The following is a 15514-nucleotide window of genomic DNA, read 5'->3' on the forward strand; positions in this document are numbered from 1 at the left end:
CGTTCGCAGGAGTCCTAGTCGCGCGTGAGTTTGCGGTACGCGGAGCGGTGCGGCTTGGCCGCGTCCGGTCCGAGGCGCTTGATCTTGTCCTCTTCGTAGGACTCGAAGTTGCCCTCGAACCAGTGCCAGTTCGACGGGTTCTCCTCGGTACCCTCGTACGCCAGGATGTGCGTCGCGATGCGGTCGAGGAACCACCGGTCGTGGGTGATGACCACGGCACAACCCGGGAACTCGAGGAGTGCGTTCTCGAGGCTCGAGAGCGTCTCGACGTCGAGGTCGTTGGTCGGTTCGTCGAGCAGGAGGAGGTTGCCGCCCTGCTTGAGCGTCAGCGCGAGGTTCAGGCGGTTGCGCTCACCACCGGAGAGGACACCCGCTTTCTTCTGCTGGTCCGGGCCCTTGAATCCGAACGTCGACACGTAGGCGCGGGACGGGATCTCCTGGTTGCCGACCTGGATGTAGTCGAGCCCCTCGGAAACGACCTCCCAAAGCGTCTTGTTGGGGTCGATGCCCCCGCGGGACTGGTCGACGTAGGAGAGCTTCACGGTCTCGCCGACCTTGAGCTCGCCGGCGTCGAGCGGCTCGATGCCGACGATGGTCTTGAACAGCGTGGTCTTACCGACTCCGTTGGGGCCGATGATGCCGACGATGCCGTTGCGCGGGAGGCTGAAGGAGAGGTCGTTGATGAGGACGCGTCCGTCGAAGCCCTTCTCGAGCTTCTTGGCCTCGAGGACCGTCGAGCCGAGTCGCGGACCGGCGGGGATCTGGATCTCTTCGAAGTCGAGCTTCCTGGTGCGCTCGGCCTCCGTCGCCATCTCCTCGTAGCGAGCGAGACGCGCCTTCGACTTCGCCTGGCGGCCCTTCGCGTTGCTGCGGACCCACTCGAGTTCGCTCGCGAGGCGCTTGGCGAGCTTCGCGTCCTTCTTGCCCTGGACGTTGAGGCGCTCGCCCTTCTTCTCGAGGTAGGTGGAGTAGTTGCCCTCGTAGGGGTACAGGCGACCGCGGTCCACCTCACAGATCCACTCTGCGACGTGGTCGAGGAAGTACCGGTCGTGGGTGACGGCGAGCACGGCGCCCGCGTACTGGGCGAGGTGCTGTTCGAGCCAGAGCACGCTCTCGGCGTCGAGGTGGTTGGTGGGCTCGTCGAGGAGCAGGAGGTGGGGCTTCTGCAGGAGGAGCTTGCAGAGTGCGACGCGACGCTTCTCACCACCGGAGAGGTGGGCGACCGTGGCGTCGGACGGCGGGCAGCGCAGGGCGTCCATCGCCTGCTCCAGCTGCGAGTCGAGGTCCCAGGCGTCAGCGGCGTCGATCGCCTCCTGCAGCACGCCCATCTCGGCGAGCAGGGCGTCGAAGTCGGCGTCGGGCTCGGCCATCGCGAGCGAGATCTCGTTGAAGCGGTCGATCTTGCCCTTGATCTCGCCGACGCCCTCCTGGACGTTCTCGAGCACCGTCTTGTCCTCGTCGAGTTCCGGCTCCTGCATGAGGATGCCGACGCTGAAGCCCGGCGTGAGCTTCGCCTCGCCGTTCGAGGGGGTGTCGATCCCCGCCATGATCTTCAGGATCGTGGACTTACCGGCACCGTTCGGGCCGACGACGCCGATCTTCGCTCCGGGCAGGAACGCCATCGTCACGTCGTCGAGGATGAGCTTGTCGCCGACCGCCTTGCGGGCGCGGACCATCGAGTAAATGTATTCAGCCATGTCGCCGTCCAGTCTACGGCCGGACCCGTCGTTTGCGCTGCACGACGATGCCCGCGACGACGGCCGCCGCCGCGATCGCGCAACTCGTCGTCACCTCGAGGAGCCGGGCGGGTCCGCCGAAGAACATGGACGCCAGCAGCGCGACGAGCGCGACGACGACGATGACCGTGAGCCACGGGTGTCCCCACATGCGGATCCCGCCGACGCGGTCGCAGCTCTCCGACGCCGAGACCTGGTCGAACCGTCGGCTGCGCAGTTGGGCGACGGCGATCACGATCCACACGAAGATCGCGATCGCGCCGGTGGAGTTGACGAGGAACGTGAAGACCTCGTCCGGTGCGAGGTAGTTCAACAGGACGCACACGAGCCCGACGACGGCCGAGCACAGGATCGCGACCGCCGGCGTGCCGCGTCGCGTCGTCGCGCGGACTGCTCGCGGGGCCTCCCCGCGGCCCCCGAGCGAGAACAGCATGCGCGACGCCGTGTACAGCGACGCGTTGAGCGTCGACAACAGGGCTGTGAACACGATGATGTCCATCGCCACCCCGGCACCGGGGATGCCGGCGGCGTGCAGCATGGTGACGAAGGGGCTGATCCCCGGCGTGATCTCCGTCCACGGCACCACGATGAGGACGACCAGGATCGAGCCGATGTAGAACAGCAGGATCCGCCAGACGACCGAGTTCACCGCTCGCCGGACGGCACCCTTCGGGTCCACCGATTCTCCTGCCGCGATCGTGGCGACCTCGGCACCGAACATCGAGAAGATGATCGGCAGCAGGGCCGCCAGGACGCCGCCGACACCGAACGGCAGGAAGCCCCCGTCGGTCGGAGCGAGATTGGCGACGGTCGCCGTCTCGGTCGGGACGACGCCGACGATGATGAGCGATCCGAGCGCGATGAACAGGATCACGGCCGCGATCTTGATCGACGAGAACCAGAACTCGAACTCACCGAAGGACTTCACCGAGACGAGGTTGGCGGCGAGGAACGCGACGGTGATGACGAGCGCCGGGATCCATTGCGGGAGACCTGGCACCCACTGGCTCACGACCTGCGCTGCGGCGGTCGCCTCGATGCCGACGACCACGACCCAGAACCACCAGTAGAGCCATCCGATCGCGAGACCGGCCCAGGGTCCGATGAATCGCGAGGCGTAGGCGGAGAACGACCCGGTCTCGGGCGACGCGGAGGCCATCTCCCCCAGCATGCGCATGACGAGCACCACGACCACGCCGGCCAGGGCGTACGCGAGGATCACGCCGGGCCCCGCTGCGAGGATCGCCGTGCTCGACGCCACGAGGAGCCCGGCGCCGATCATGCCACCGAGGGCGATCAGCGCCAGGTGACGAGGCTTGAGTGTGTGCGCCAGCGCCGCAGGAGCGACGGCGAGACGTCCGTCGGCCAGGAAGACGGCCTCGGTGGCAGGTTCCCCGCCAGGTGATGGGTTGGCGTTCATGCGGGCCCTCGATTCCGGATCGAGCCACCCAGGAGGTGGCGATATCTGAAATGTCAGGTTATGGCATGCTCACAGCTTGCACCAGCCCGGGCTGGTCAGCGGCTCTACCAGTCGATCGCGCGGGTGACCCCGACGAGGCATCGCCCGGTGTCGAGCTGCGACACCACCGACGAGTGGTATCCCGTCGCCGGCCCGTTCTGCCCGAGGATGCATTGTCCTTGCCACCGGATGGCGAACTGGATCGAGTCGGCCGGCTCGCCGATGCTCGTCGTGTCCGAGGAGACCTCCATCTCCGCCTTCGGGAAGCCGGCGGCGACGAGACCGTCGATGATCGCCTGACCGCCAGCGGCGGGGTTCGCGGCGAGCGTGGCGGCGTTGACCGCGTCGAAGAACGGCAGGTTGTCGGAGGCGGTGCCCTCGGGGAGCAGCACCGGCGCCGCCGGAGCCGTCTCAGTGGCGGTCGGCGTCTGGCTCGGCGTGGCCGTCGGCTCGGGAGCGGGCTGGGTGCAACCCGTCACGGCGATGCCGAGCAGGCCGAGCACCACGCCGGCCCGTACGCCGGCGATCGACGAGCGGCGACGGATCGAGGTGACGGCTGAGGCGGGGCGGTCGCGGAGGCTCTTCTGCACGTCGAGCAGTCTACGTGGCGCGTCAGAACGGCGTGTCCTGCGGCGGCGCCGACGCCCACTCCCCGGTTCCGGATCCGGTCGACTCGGATGCGGCGGACGCCGGACTCGCCCCAGCTCCGACCGGCGACTCGACGGCCCCCTTCGGCTGCCAGCCGATGTCGGGCCCGATGTGATCGGCTTCGATGTCGACCGACGTCCCTCGTCGCTCACCCTGCTCCCAGTCGCGGATCCGCAACCGACCGAGGACGATCACGCGTTGTCCTTTGACGATCGATGTGGCGGAGGCGGTCGCCAATCCACGGAAGGCGCTCACCGTGTACCAGTTCGTCTCCTGCGCCACCCAGGAGCCCTGCTTCTGGTCGTACCGACGTTGCTGCGACGCCAGGCGGAAACTGGTGATGTCCAGCCCGGACGTCGTGCGATGGTGCTTCGGGTCTGTCGCGACGTGTCCGCAGACGGTGATCTGGTCGTTCATGGGTTCCTCTCCTGTCGATCCGACGATCTTGGCGGTGGATCGCCGAAGCGTCCGGGGCGGGTCCGTGCCGATCGCCACCCCGGACGCGCTCCCAGCCTCACCGATCCCGTAGGCCCTGTGTCGAGCCGGGCGGCCCTCGTCGATGTCCACAACCGCGCACCTCGCTGTGGAGGACCCTCGTTCCGCCCCGACCAGGGCCGATGTCGGTGGCCCCGCATACGCTGACGAGTACCAGCCGGCAGTCCCCGTCCGGCATCACCCCACCAGCGCAGGAGGAGTCCCATGCCCAACGCCCTGAGCATCCGTCCCGGCTACTGGCGCGTGACGACCCCCGACGGCCGTGTGCTCGGCAACATCGAGGCCGTCGGAGCGGACGGCGTTCCGGAGTACCGGGCCAACCGCTTCCGACCGGCGGTCCTCGGGTACGCCCCATTGGGCAGCTTCAGCGATCTCGCGGTCGCCATCGACGCCTTCCGCAACTGAACGACGACCCTCCCGCCGTTCCCGTCGAACCCGGTGCGTCGCCCGTGTTCACGCCCGAACGAGGGGTAGTCTGCGGCCCATGCAGTGGTGGAATGACTTCGTAGAGTGGGTGACCTCAGCTGAGGTCCGCCCCATGCTGTTCGCTGCGGCCCTCTTCATCGTGGCCGTCGTGGTGTCCTCCCTCGTCGCCGCCGGCGCAAGCCGTCGCGCGCTTCGGGCCATCGTGGACCAGCGCGATCGAGAGCAGAAGAACGTCGCGATCCTGGCGCTCGTCGACGCCGCCACCGAGGCCAGCGTCTGGAACTCGCTCACCCCGCAGGAGCAGGTGCTCAGCGATCGGGCGGTCGCCCAGGCCGACACGCTCGTGCGACTCAGCCCGATCAAGGGTGCGGCCGTCGCCGCGGACTGGGCGAATCACCAGCTCCACGAGATGAAGCGCAACTCCGCGACGTTCGGGTACGAGTTGGACCCGGTGGTCGAGGAATTCCGCGACCGCCTCGTCGAGTGGTCGAAGAAGCCGGCACGGGCCCGGAAGGACTTCGACGGCGACCTCCGTCGCTGGCGCGCCGAGTCCAGCGGATCGGAACAGGCGCTCGTCGCGGAGCAGGAGGCCTGGGTCGCCAAGCAGCACCACGAGCAGTACGCCGAGGTGAAGCCCGCATCCACCGCGCCGGCTTCACGGCCCGGTGACATCACCCGCTCGACGGGCGGCACGATCAACACCAGCACGACGCAGCGCATCATCGACGACGTCGCGGTCCTGGAAGCCGAACGCAAGCAGTCCAGCGTCAGCTGACCGCGAGACCGACAGACGGCGGCCCGATCAACCGATCGGGCCGCCGTCTTCGTGTCAGGGGTTCGTGGTCAGCGCCACCAGGTGTCGAACTTGCTGACCGGGACCTGGCGCTTGTGCTCCGTCGCCGCATATCGGGTCTCGATCGCTTCGGCGGCCACCGGATCGATCTCGTTCCCCTCGAGGAAGTCGTCGATCTGCTGGTAGCTGAGTCCGAGGTTCTCCTCATCGGTCTGGCCGGGAGTGCCGTCGAGGAGATCGGCGGTCGGTGCCTTCAGGTAGAGCCGTTCCGGAGCGTCGAGCGACTCCAGGAGCGCACGCCCCTGGCGCTTCGTCAGGCCACTGAGCGGGAGCACGTCGGCCCCGCCGTCGCCGAACTTCGTGAAGAAGCCGGTGACCGCCTCGGCCGCGTGGTCCGTCCCGACCACCAGGAGCCCCTGCTGACCGGCGATCGCATACTGCGCGACCATGCGTGCCCGCGCCTTCGCGTTGCCCTTGACGAAGTCGCTGAGGGGTTCGCCGGTCGCATCCGCGTACTCGGCTTCGAACCCGTCGACCGCGCGCTGGATGTTGAACACGACGGAATCGTCCGGACGGATGAACGACAACGCCAACTGGGCGTCGTCCTCGTCGTGCTGCACGGCGTACGGCAGACGGACGGCGACGAACCGGGCCTCCCCACCCTCGGCTCGGACCTCTTCCGCCGCGAGCTGGCACAGGCGCCCGGCGAGCGACGAGTCCTGTCCCCCGCTGATCCCGAGCACGAACCCCTTCGTGTGTGTCGCCCGCAGGTACGACTTCAGGAAGTCGATCCGGGAACGGACCTCGGCCGCCGGGTCGATCGTGGGGCTGACATGGAGTTCCGCAATGATGCGGGCCTGGATCTCGCGCATGTCCCCAGGCTACTCGCTCGCCGGAGGCGTACCCGGAACTCCGAGGCACTTGCAACACACCGGAAACACGACTCGGTGGGCGAGGCGGATCTCAGGCCCAGCCGAGCTCGTGCAGCCGCTCGTCGTCGATCCCGTAGAAGTGCGCGATCTCGTGGACCAGGGTGGTGTGGATCTCGTCGGCGAGCTCGTCGAGCGTCTCGCATGCCGCCAGATGCGGCTCGCGGTAGACGATGATCCGGTCGGGCATCTCGCCGAAGCCGTAGCGGTCACGCTCCGTCAAAGCGACACCGTCGTACAATCCGAGCGTGTCGAGCGTGCCGTTCTCAGGGCGATCCTCGACGACGAAGACGACGTTGTCGAGACCGTCGACCATCTCGTCGGGCAAGCGGTCGAGTTCGTCCACCACGAGGGCTTCGAACGCCTCGGTGTCCAGCTCCAACATGCCCACTCCCCGGATACGACAGAAGCCGGAGGGATCCTCCGGCTTCTGTACGACATGGGGTGAGTAACGGGGCTTGAACCCGCGACCTCCTGGACCACAACCAGGCGCTCTGCCAACTGAGCTATACCCACCATGCGACCTGCTCCGCGGAGACCGCGTCACAAGCGACTGGATGAGTCTATTACATGTTTGGGGCGTACCGTGACACGACCGCTTCCGAAACCTGCTTCGCGTCGTCGGAGGACGGGCCGGGGAGGTCGACGAACAACGCTCCGCGGTAGTAGGCGAGCTCACGGATCGACTCGAGGATGTCCGCCAGCGCGCGATGACCGCCGTGCTTCGACGGGGCGTTGAAGTAGACCCGCGGGTACCACCGACGGGCGAGTTCCTTGATCGAGGAGACGTCGACGTTGCGGTAGTGCAGGTGGGCGTCGAGCCGCGGCATGTAGCGCGCGAGGAACCCTCGGTCGGTCCCGATGGTGTTCCCGGCCAGCGGCGCCTTCGACTCGTCGGGGACGAAGCGCTGGATGTACTCGATGACCTGGAACTCCGCGTCCGCGACGCTCACGCCGTTCGGGATCTCCTCGAGCAGCCCCGAAGTGCGGTGCATGTTCGTCACGAACTCACCCATGTTGTCGAGTGCCGACTGATCGGGCTTGATCACGACGGAGTAACCCGGGTCGAGGATGTTCAGTTCGAAGTCGGTGATCACGACGGCGATCTCGACGAGTTCGTCGACCTCCAGCTCGAGTCCGGTCATCTCGCAGTCGATCCAGACCAGACGGTCCCCAGCTGTGCTCATGGGTCGAGTCTACTCAGCACGACCGACGCCGCCGGTTCCGTAGACTCGAGCGGTGATCATCGCCATCTCCGTCCTGCTGCTCGTCAACGGTGTCTACAACGTCGTCGTCTGGCCCCGCTTCCTCAAGCGGATCGTCGCCGACCCGCGTGCACGCGACGATCAAGGACGTGCGACGACGTTCCTGCGCGTGCACGTCATCCTCATCAGCATCGCCCTCGTCCTCGCAGCCCTGTCGCTGGTCTTCGGTGTCCTCGGCCTCCTCGGCGTCGGCGTCTGAGACACCGCTGCGGTATCCTGGACGACGCCCGCCTCCGTAGCTCAGGGGATAGAGCAGGAGCCTTCTAATCTCTTGGTCGCAGGTTCGAATCCTGCCGGGGGCACACCCCTTCGACAAGCTCAGGGACCGGAACCCGAGCCCTGACCCTTCGACAAGCTCAGGGACCGGAACCCGAGCCCTGACCCTTCGACAAGCTCAGGGACCGGAACCCGAGCCCTGACCCCTCGACAAGCTCAGGGACCGATACCCGGACGCTCATCGTCACTCGCGCAACCAAGGATTCCAACGTCCACGACCGTCGTGAGCGAGGGCGTCGAGGACGAGTGCGGAGACCTGGTCCGCCGCGTCGGTCGCCTCGATGCGGAGCCCGGCATCGAGGTCGGGCCGCTCCCGCTCGATGAACGCGTCCTCCTGGAGGGTCCACCCCGCGAGCCAGTCCACACCGTCACCGCGCCCGATGAGGCGGTCGGTGCGCTGGACCACCGGCGCGTCGAGCCACAGCGCCGTGTCGGCGAGTATTCGCGACGCCCGCGACGACGAGCCGCAGCCCTCGACGATGAGTGGACGGTCGCTCGGCACGAGGTGCACCTCCGCACGGGCGGACCGTTCCCAGTCCCAGCGCCGCCACTCCCCCGCGCGCCGCTCGGCGAACGGTCTGAGGATCCACTCGACGAGGAGTCGAGCACCTTCCTCGAGCCCTTCCCATCCCGGATACAGGTCGTCCATGTGGACGACCGTGCTGGCCGTCAACGCGGACGCGACCGAGGAGGCGAGCGTCGTCTTCCCCGTGCCCGAGCGACCGTCGACGAGCAGGACCGGCGGAACCGCGCTCACTGGCCCACGACCCGGAACGTACCGGCGAGGACCGCCGTGGACAGCGCGAGGGCCATGATCACCATCGTCACCAGGACGGCCAGAAGATCGGCCCGGCCCAGGCGGGACGGTCTGGCCCAGGTGCGTTCGATCGGTGCCCCGAACCCCCGCGCCTCCATCGCCGTCGCGAGTTTGCTCCCGCGGCGGATGGCGAACACCAGCAGCACGAACGCCATGGACGCGAACCGCCGGACCACTCCCCGGTCCCCCAGCCCACGGGCACGACGGGCGAGCGCGAGACTGCGCCAGTCGTCGATGAAGAGTCCGAGCATCCGCGCTCCAGCGAGGATCCCGAGCACGAACCGCGACGGCAGCTTCGCGATCTGAGACAGCCCGTCGGCCAGATCGGTCGGATCCACCCGCGCGAAGAGCAGGATCGTCGGGAGACCGAGCGCCAACACGCGGATCGTCACGGCGACCGCCAGCTCGATCGAGTTGTCCGTCACGCGGACGAACCCGAGCGACAGGTACTCCGTCCCTCCCGGCTTCGCGTACAACAGCATGCTGATCCCGCCGATGGGCGCGAAGACGAGCACCGGCAGGGCCCGCTTCAGCAACGCGGTGAACCGCAGGCCGGAGAGCGGGAACAGCATCACTTCGAGCAGGACCGCCGTGCTCGCACTCACCCAGTCGATCGTCAGCAGCAACGGGACGGACAGGATCAGGACGGCCAGCACCTTCGTCACCGGATTCACCCGGTCGAGCGGCGGTCGATGGTGCAGCACCGTCGAGCGCTCCGCTGCCGTGAGGCTCGTCATGCGGCCCGCCTCTGGAACTCCGGCGGTTCGAGGAGGATGCGATGGTCGCCCAGATGCTCGACGACCCCCGCGTCATGCGTGACGGAGACGATCGTCGCGCCGCGCTCGAGCTCATGCTGCAGCAGGCGGACGAGTGACAACCACGTGCGTCGATCCTGCCCGAACGTCGGTTCGTCGAGGACCATGACCGCCGGCCGGGCGGCGAGGACGGTGGCCACCGACAACCGGCGCTTCTGACCGCCCGAGAGACTGAACGGGTTCGCCTCGGCGAGACGACCGAGACCGAGCGCATCGAGGATCTCGGAGACCCGCTCGTCGATGGCGGTCCGGGACCAGCGGAGGGCCTGCAGGCCGACACCGAGCTCGTTCCGCACGGTCGATGAGACGAACTGGTGCTCGGGATCCTGGAAGACCGTCCCGATGCGCGTGAGCAACTCGGTCGACTTCCAGCGGATCGGCCGGGATCCCAGCCTGCCGGCGAGCTGCGGAGCGGCGGTCACCGTCCCCGTGATCTCCGGCAGCAGTCCCGCCAGCGTGAGCGCGAGCGTGGACTTCCCCGCGCCGTTGGGGCCGACGATGACGGTCCCCGCGCCTTCGGGCACCGCGAGCCCCAGGTGCTCCTGCACCGGCTGCTTCCGCGTTCGACCGATCGCCAGGTCGTCGGTCGTGATGACCGCCGCCGATGGGCCGGACACCGGACGAGGGGCCAACCCCAGCGGGATGCCCGGCACCCAGACGCCCGCATCGGCCAGGCGCTGCCCGACGTCGTCGAGGACGAGGTCGGGTGGCCCGTCGGCGAGGACACCGCCGTCGGCGTCGAGCACGACGACCCTGGTCATCAGCTCGCGCCAGACGTCGACGCGGTGTTCGATGACGACCAGGGTGGACGAACCGTCATCGACCAGCCGAGCGACGGCGTCCCGCACCTCGGCCACCCCGGCCGGGTCGAGGTTCGCGGTCGGTTCGTCGAGCAGGAGGAGCGAGGGGTGCATGGCGAGTACGCCGGCGAGGGCCAGCCGCTGTTTCTGACCGCCAGACAGCGCCGAGGTCGAGTGGTCCAGCGGCAGGTCCAGTCCGACGGCCTCCAGCGAGGCGTCGACGCGGCGCCAGATCTCCTCGCGCTCGACGCCGAGGTTCTCGCAGCCGAAGGCGACGTCGTCACCGACCTTGGACAGGATCACCTGCGAGTCGGGATCCTGCAGCACGAGCCCAATGCGACCCCGCGCTCGTTCAGGCGGAACGCCATCGACGAGGAGCGAGCCGTGGGACTCCCCCTCGTCCGCTCCGCCGAGCACGCCGGCCAGTGCGTGGATCAGCGTCGACTTGCCGGCACCGGACGCCCCCAGCAGGAGGACCCGCTCGCCCGGTTCGATCACGAGGTCGAGGTCGCTCACCGCCCAGGCCTTCCGACCGGCATGCCGCCACCCCCAGTCTTGCGCGACGACGCGCGCCGGACCGGTCGCAGCCGCTCCCGGCACGATCAGACCTCGCGCCGAGCGTCCCGCCCCGACGCGAACCGACTGAGCGCTCCGGTCGACGCGAGTGCCCTGACGAGTGCCCAGCCGACGACACCGGCGAGGATCGCGCCCGAGACGAGCAGTGAACCGAGGTAGATCGCGTTGAACTCGACACCCTTCTCGAGGTTGCCCGACATGACGAGTTCGAGGAGCCACGCGCCGGCCCCGGCACCGGCCCCGGCGAGGATCGCCGGAACGAGGCCGAAGCGCTTGTACGCGAACGCCGCGAACACCAGCTCGGCACCGAGGCCCTGAGCGAGCCCGGAGTACACCGTCGTGATGCCCCATACGTTGCCGATGAGGGCGGAGACGATCGCCCCGATGGTCTCGACGAGGAGGGCAGCGCCGGGCTTCCGGATGATGAGTCCGCCGAGCACCCCGCCGAGGAGCCATATCCCGACGGCGATCCCGCCGAAACCGGGCGTGACGGCGCTGGCACCCGCGTACCAGAGTGATCCGAGCGTGTTCCACGCCCAGAAGATGAGGCCGGTCGCGACGCCGAGTACGGCGACCACGACGATGTCGACGACCCTCCAGCGCAAGGTCCGCGACACAGCGCGTTCAGAGGGTGAGATCTTGGTCGATGCTGACACGATACGTGCCCTTCCTGTAGACGGAAAAGAGCACGGGATAGCGAGAAATGGTCTCCCTGCGCTGGCATGATCCAGATCAGGTTCGACGGTCGAAGGCGAATACCTTCCTCTCAGCCCGGTTCACCGGACTCCCGTGGTGGCACGAGTCTAACCCCTGCCGTGCGCGGTCGCACGACAGGGGTTGGACGGAGGGGGCTACTTCTTGAGGGCCTTGATGAGGCCGGCGAGCGCCTTGCCGCTCACCCAGATGAACGGGATCGCGACCGCGATCAGCGAGATGAGGTTCGGGTCGAAACGGAGACCCTCGTCGGTCTTGATGTAGGCACCGACCGGGATGGAGACGCCACCGCCGCCACCGCCGCTCGGGGCGTCGTCGCCGTCGCCCTCGGAGCCGCCGCCGAAGCCGTAGTACGTCAGCGCGACGGGCACGAGCTTCGTCCCGTCGATGTCCTGCTGCTCCCCATAGGCCGCGGTCACGCCGAGCCCCTTCGCCTGTTCTGCCAGCTTCTCCACGAGATTCGTCATACGGCGAGGCTATCGCTCGGCATCTCCCGGTCCAAGGGGTTGATCCGTGCTCCCAGCACCCTGCGAGTCTCCGCGACTGCCGAGTCCGCGACGCCTCGGCTTGCCGAGGAGGGAGGCGGGGGCGATCGCGAGATCGCCGAACCGGCTTGCGACCCGGTCGATCGTCTGCTCGGCTTCACGCCACTCCTCGTCCGGGTCCCAGAGCCCGGCACCGGCCTCATCGGCCGGGACGAGCTGGTCGACCTTCACCCCCACGAGGCGCACGAGGCGTCCGCCGCGATCGAGGTCGCCGAACAGCGAGGCCGCTTCGTCGTACACCCGCCGGCCCACGTTCGTGGCCTCGCCGATGGTGCGCGACCGGGTGACGACGCTGAAGTCCGCATAGCGCACGCGGATGCTGATCGTCCGGCCGGCGTAGCCGCCCTTCCGGAGTCGGATCGCGACGAGGCCGGCGAGGTTCAGCAGTTCGCGCCTGAGGATGGTCGGGTCGGAGACGTCGGTCGGGAAGGTCACCTCGTGGCTGACGCTCTTCTCGCGACGTGCCAGCTCGATGCCGCGCGGATCGATCCCGTTCGCGAGCTCGAGGAGTCGGCGACCGGAGGCTTCACCGACCGCGCGCTGGAGCATCGACAGCGGGGTGGAGGCGAGCTGACCGATGGTCCGGATGCCCCGGTTCGTCAGCTGCTCCTCCGTCCGACCACCGACGCCCCACAGTGCACCGACCGGCAACGGGTGGAGGAACGCCAGGGTCTCGTCGGCCGGCACGACCAGCAGACCGTCGGGCTTGGACAGGCCGGAAGCGAGCTTCGCGACGTACTTCGTCGCCGCCAGGCCCACCGAGCACGGCAAGCCGGTCGCGTCGAGGACCCGTTGCTTCACGAGCGCGGCGATCGTCCGCGGGCTCCCGAGCAACCGGACCGCGCCGGAGACGTCGAGGAAGGCCTCGTCGATGCTCAGGGGTTCGACGAGCGGCGTGACCGACTCGAACACCTCCATCACCCGGTCGGAGTACTCGCGGTACCTGCCGTGGTGGGGCGGCAGCACGACGGCGCTCGGACAGAGCCGCATCGCCTGGGACACCGGCATCGCCGCGCGCACGCCGTACCGGCGAGCCTCGTAACTGGCGGAGGTGACGACCGACCGCCCCTCCTTGTTGCCCACGATGATCGGCAGACCGCGCAGCTCGGGCCGTTCCAAGAGCTCGACCGAGACGAAGAACGCGTCCATGTCGACATGGAGGATGGGGGTACCGCTGTCGTCGGCATCGTGCGCCGAGACGCGACGAGACGCTCCATCCTGCCGACTCATACCTCCATTGTCGCAGTCGCCTCCGACACGCTCTCCACAAGGGCCGAGGCGGGAGCGCCCGGCGACGCTAGGCTGTCCGGCGATGAGCACGCGAACGCGGACCGGGTCGGCCCCGGCGGTCCCAGACCTCTCCGGGCGGGACCTCGCCCTCGACCTCGTGCGCGTCGCCTGCGTCGTCACGGTGGTCGTCGTCCACCTCCTGATGGTCGCCGTGGCGATCGAGCCGGACGGCGCGATCGGCATCTCCCGGGCGCTCGAGCAGCAACCGTGGTTCGACACGGGCACCTGGTTCGGCCAGATCATGCCGCTGTTCTTCATCGTGGGCGGCTTCGCGACGATCACCGGCTGGCGCAGCACCGTCCGACGTGGTGGCGGGACCAGCGACTTCCTCCGGTCCCGGGTCTTCCGACTCGCCCTGCCGACGATCCCGGTCCTGCTCTTCCTCGCCGTCGGACTGTGGCTCGCCGGGGCGCTCGGTGTCGACCCCGCCATCATCGAGGCAGTCGCCGCAGGCGTCGGGTCCCCGCTCTGGTTCCTGGCCGCCTACCTGCTGTGCCAGGCGGTCGCGCCCTTCTTGGCCACCTGGCACGACCGCCACCCCGTCCTGACCTGCGCGGCACTGCTGGCCGGTGTGATCCTCGTCGACGTCGTCCGGTACTCGACCGGCCTCCTGGGCATCGGTCTCGTCAACCTGGTGTTCGTCTGGCCGCTGCTGCAGCAGTTCGGGTTCTTCCTGGCCGATGGTCGTCTCCGCACCGTCCCTCGCCTCGTCCTCGTGGCCGTGGTGCTCGTCTCCTACGGTGCGCTCGTGCCGATCACGACCTGGCTGCCGTACTCGACCAGCATGCTCGGCAACCTCAACCCACCGACCCTCCCCCTCGTCGTCCTCGGCGTCGGGCAGCTCGCCCTGCTCGCCCTGGTGCACCCGCTGCTCACGGCGATCATGCGGACCCGCGCCGCGCGAGCCGTCGTCTTCCTCATCGGGTCCCGGCTGATGACGGTGTACCTCTGGCATCTCCCCCTGATCATCGCGGTCGCCGGTCTCCAGCTCGCCCTCGGCATCCCCTTCGCGGAACCGCTGAGCGCGGCATGGTGGTGGACCCGACCGGTCGTGCTGCTGGTCGTCGCGGTCCTGCTCGCGGGCGTCGGCACACTCCTCGGCCGCGTCGAGCACCCCCGCAAGCTGCGCCTCGACCCGGAGCGCAAGCCGACGCACGTCGCCGTGTGGATCGCGCTCGCGAGCGCCTTCATCATGCCCTTCGCGGAGATCTCCCACCCGCTCACCGCCGCGATGGCGGCTGCCGGCGCTGTCGGCTCGATCATCGCGGTCGTGCTCCTGAACCCGACCCGTCGGCCGGTCGAGCGCGTCGCAAGCGGATCAGACCAGGCCGTGGACCAGCGGCCGTAGCCATTCGCGAAAGGCCTCCCGGTCGTCCCGGAGCGACTCACTGACCACGATCGTGTCGGGCGCGACCACCCAGGCCCCCGGTCGGCAGATCGGGAGTACCTCGAGGTCCAACCGGAACGAGCTGGATTGCCGACGCAACTCGAACTGACGCTCGCGGATGAGTTCGTAGACGTCGGTGAGACGGCTCGGCGATCGACCTGCGAGCGCGCGTTCGTACTCGCGGATCCGAGCCGACGCCCATCGGTGCGCCTCGTCGTACGCCCGGTAGGCGAGCTCCTGCAGGTCGAGGGCTCGATCGAACACCTCGAAGTGTGGTGGACGGACCTCGGCCATGAAGAGGCGCGTGTCGCGACGGGCGATCCCGGTCCACCAGCCGTCGAATTGGACGGCGAGCGCGTCGAGGTCGAGGCCGGCGACGTCGATCCGCTCCAGCCCCGGCGTGACTGCGGGAAGCTGCGCGACGCATTGCTCCCCGAGCCCTGCCATGTCGCGGAACGCGAGCGCCAGCATGAGGGCCATCGGAGCGTCTTCCGTGACCTGCCACCGCATGGTGCCTTCGACCAGCATGGCGGAAGTGTATGC

Annotated in this window: 18 protein-coding genes, 2 tRNA genes and 1 riboswitch; of the genes, 5 read left to right on the forward strand and 15 right to left on the reverse strand. The window is 68.6% G+C overall.

The genetic code is table 11. The annotated features are described in order from the left end of the window. Positions 1–14: 14 nt before the first annotated feature. The 4 genes from ettA to HOW07_RS02590 form a co-directional block, all read right to left on the reverse strand. Entirely contained in the window at positions 15–1697 is a 1683-nt protein-coding gene (ettA, locus tag HOW07_RS02575) for an energy-dependent translational throttle protein EttA (RefSeq protein WP_175116008.1), read from the reverse strand. A gap of 13 nt (positions 1698–1710) precedes the next feature. Further along, positions 1711–3156, reverse strand: coding sequence for an amino acid permease (locus HOW07_RS02580; protein WP_175116009.1), 1446 nt, complete (start codon positions 3154–3156; stop codon positions 1711–1713). Positions 3157–3260: 104 nt separating this feature from the next. Continuing rightward, positions 3261–3785, reverse strand: a complete 525-nt coding sequence (locus HOW07_RS02585) for a hypothetical protein (RefSeq protein WP_285039192.1) — start codon at positions 3783–3785, stop codon at positions 3261–3263. Positions 3786–3807: 22 nt separating this feature from the next. Beyond that, a complete protein-coding gene (locus tag HOW07_RS02590) occupies positions 3808–4260 on the reverse strand; it encodes a single-stranded DNA-binding protein (protein WP_064295163.1) in 453 nt (150 codons plus the stop codon). Between the two features lie 282 nt (positions 4261–4542). Here HOW07_RS02590 and HOW07_RS02595 point away from each other — a divergent pair, with 282 nt between their 5' ends. Both HOW07_RS02595 and HOW07_RS02600 read left to right on the forward strand, forming a co-directional pair. After that, positions 4543–4743 (forward strand): hypothetical protein, encoded by a 201-nt coding sequence (locus HOW07_RS02595; RefSeq protein WP_064295136.1) that lies wholly within the window; start codon positions 4543–4545, stop codon positions 4741–4743. A gap of 79 nt (positions 4744–4822) precedes the next feature. Continuing rightward, positions 4823–5539 (forward strand): hypothetical protein, encoded by a 717-nt coding sequence (locus tag HOW07_RS02600; protein ID WP_175116010.1) that lies wholly within the window; start codon positions 4823–4825, stop codon positions 5537–5539. Positions 5540–5607: 68 nt separating this feature from the next. On the opposite strand, the gene nadE is transcribed toward HOW07_RS02600, so the two are convergent. The 4 genes from nadE to orn form a co-directional block, all read right to left on the reverse strand. Next, on the reverse strand, positions 5608–6429 hold the full coding sequence (gene nadE, locus HOW07_RS02605; RefSeq protein WP_121290277.1) for an ammonia-dependent NAD(+) synthetase: 822 nt from the start codon (positions 6427–6429) through the stop codon (positions 5608–5610). 91 nt (positions 6430–6520) lie between these two features. Then, entirely contained in the window at positions 6521–6871 is a 351-nt protein-coding gene (locus tag HOW07_RS02610; protein ID WP_064295133.1) for a metallopeptidase family protein, read from the reverse strand. Between the two features lie 55 nt (positions 6872–6926). Beyond that, positions 6927–7002: transfer RNA gene (locus HOW07_RS02615), tRNA-His, on the reverse strand. Positions 7003–7052: 50 nt separating this feature from the next. Continuing rightward, on the reverse strand, positions 7053–7673 hold the full coding sequence (orn, locus tag HOW07_RS02620; protein WP_064295132.1) for an oligoribonuclease: 621 nt from the start codon (positions 7671–7673) through the stop codon (positions 7053–7055). Between the two features lie 52 nt (positions 7674–7725). On the opposite strand from orn, the gene HOW07_RS02625 reads away from it, so the two are divergent. Together HOW07_RS02625 and HOW07_RS02630 are read left to right on the forward strand one after the other, a co-directional pair. Next, entirely contained in the window at positions 7726–7950 is a 225-nt protein-coding gene (locus HOW07_RS02625; RefSeq protein ID WP_121290275.1) for an SCO4848 family membrane protein, read from the forward strand. A gap of 30 nt (positions 7951–7980) precedes the next feature. Continuing rightward, positions 7981–8053: transfer RNA gene (locus HOW07_RS02630), tRNA-Arg, on the forward strand. Positions 8054–8211: 158 nt separating this feature from the next. On the opposite strand, the gene HOW07_RS02635 is transcribed toward HOW07_RS02630, so the two are convergent. From HOW07_RS02635 to dinB, 6 genes are all read right to left on the reverse strand, one after another. Beyond that, a complete protein-coding gene (locus HOW07_RS02635) occupies positions 8212–8784 on the reverse strand; it encodes a hypothetical protein (protein WP_175116011.1) in 573 nt (190 codons plus the stop codon). Continuing rightward, complete coding sequence (locus HOW07_RS02640; protein WP_121290271.1) at positions 8781–9581, reverse strand: energy-coupling factor transporter transmembrane protein EcfT; 801 nt, start codon at positions 9579–9581, stop codon at positions 8781–8783. Before HOW07_RS02640 ends, HOW07_RS02635 begins: the two co-directional genes overlap by 4 nt. Beyond that, positions 9578–10975, reverse strand: coding sequence for an ABC transporter ATP-binding protein (locus tag HOW07_RS02645; protein ID WP_285039193.1), 1398 nt, complete (start codon positions 10973–10975; stop codon positions 9578–9580). The genes HOW07_RS02640 and HOW07_RS02645 overlap by 4 nt, the downstream gene beginning before the upstream one ends. A gap of 86 nt (positions 10976–11061) precedes the next feature. Next, a complete protein-coding gene (locus HOW07_RS19250; RefSeq protein WP_175116013.1) occupies positions 11062–11652 on the reverse strand; it encodes an ECF transporter S component in 591 nt (196 codons plus the stop codon). Positions 11653–11727: 75 nt separating this feature from the next. Further along, positions 11728–11836, reverse strand: a riboswitch (TPP riboswitch). 50 nt (positions 11837–11886) lie between these two features. Continuing rightward, the gene (locus HOW07_RS02655; protein WP_064295126.1) at positions 11887–12216 is read right to left on the reverse strand and encodes a hypothetical protein; all 330 of its coding nucleotides are present in this window, start codon (positions 12214–12216) and stop codon (positions 11887–11889) included. A 9-nt stretch (positions 12217–12225) separates the two neighbouring features. Further along, positions 12226–13524 (reverse strand): DNA polymerase IV, encoded by a 1299-nt coding sequence (gene dinB / locus HOW07_RS02660; protein ID WP_175116014.1) that lies wholly within the window; start codon positions 13522–13524, stop codon positions 12226–12228. Between the two features lie 82 nt (positions 13525–13606). On the opposite strand from dinB, the gene HOW07_RS02665 reads away from it, so the two are divergent. Continuing rightward, positions 13607–14932 (forward strand): acyltransferase, encoded by a 1326-nt coding sequence (locus tag HOW07_RS02665; RefSeq protein ID WP_175116015.1) that lies wholly within the window; start codon positions 13607–13609, stop codon positions 14930–14932. On the opposite strand, the gene HOW07_RS02670 is transcribed toward HOW07_RS02665, so the two are convergent. Beyond that, on the reverse strand, positions 14903–15499 hold the full coding sequence (locus HOW07_RS02670; RefSeq protein WP_175116016.1) for a hypothetical protein: 597 nt from the start codon (positions 15497–15499) through the stop codon (positions 14903–14905). The two genes, HOW07_RS02665 and HOW07_RS02670, sit on opposite strands and share 30 nt — an antisense overlap. Between the last annotated feature and the right edge of the window lie 15 nt (positions 15500–15514).

The organism is Plantibacter sp. MCCC 1A11337, assembly GCF_013349365.1.
Classification (GTDB): Bacteria; Actinomycetota; Actinomycetes; order Actinomycetales; family Microbacteriaceae; genus Plantibacter; species Plantibacter flavus_A.

What these genes read in the sequence shown, in the direction of transcription:
- HOW07_RS02600 (WP_175116010.1), top strand. Translation starts at nt 4,823, where the DNA reads ATGCAGTGGTGGAATGACTTCGTAGAGTGGGTGACCTCAGCTGAGGTC.
- HOW07_RS02670 (WP_175116016.1), bottom strand. Translation starts at nt 15,499, where the DNA reads ATGCTGGTCGAAGGCACCATGCGGTGGCAGGTCACGGAAGACGCTCCG.
- HOW07_RS02580 (WP_175116009.1), bottom strand. Translation starts at nt 3,156, where the DNA reads ATGAACGCCAACCCATCACCTGGCGGGGAACCTGCCACCGAGGCCGTC.
- HOW07_RS02640 (WP_121290271.1), bottom strand. Translation starts at nt 9,581, where the DNA reads ATGACGAGCCTCACGGCAGCGGAGCGCTCGACGGTGCTGCACCATCGA.
- nadE (WP_121290277.1), bottom strand. Translation starts at nt 6,429, where the DNA reads ATGCGCGAGATCCAGGCCCGCATCATTGCGGAACTCCATGTCAGCCCC.
- HOW07_RS02665 (WP_175116015.1), top strand. Translation starts at nt 13,607, where the DNA reads ATGAGCACGCGAACGCGGACCGGGTCGGCCCCGGCGGTCCCAGACCTC.
- HOW07_RS02610 (WP_064295133.1), bottom strand. Translation starts at nt 6,871, where the DNA reads ATGTTGGAGCTGGACACCGAGGCGTTCGAAGCCCTCGTGGTGGACGAA.
- HOW07_RS02655 (WP_064295126.1), bottom strand. Translation starts at nt 12,216, where the DNA reads ATGACGAATCTCGTGGAGAAGCTGGCAGAACAGGCGAAGGGGCTCGGC.
- orn (WP_064295132.1), bottom strand. Translation starts at nt 7,673, where the DNA reads ATGAGCACAGCTGGGGACCGTCTGGTCTGGATCGACTGCGAGATGACC.
- HOW07_RS02595 (WP_064295136.1), top strand. Translation starts at nt 4,543, where the DNA reads ATGCCCAACGCCCTGAGCATCCGTCCCGGCTACTGGCGCGTGACGACC.
- HOW07_RS02590 (WP_064295163.1), bottom strand. Translation starts at nt 4,260, where the DNA reads ATGAACGACCAGATCACCGTCTGCGGACACGTCGCGACAGACCCGAAG.
- ettA (WP_175116008.1), bottom strand. Translation starts at nt 1,697, where the DNA reads ATGGCTGAATACATTTACTCGATGGTCCGCGCCCGCAAGGCGGTCGGC.
- dinB (WP_175116014.1), bottom strand. Translation starts at nt 13,524, where the DNA reads ATGAGTCGGCAGGATGGAGCGTCTCGTCGCGTCTCGGCGCACGATGCC.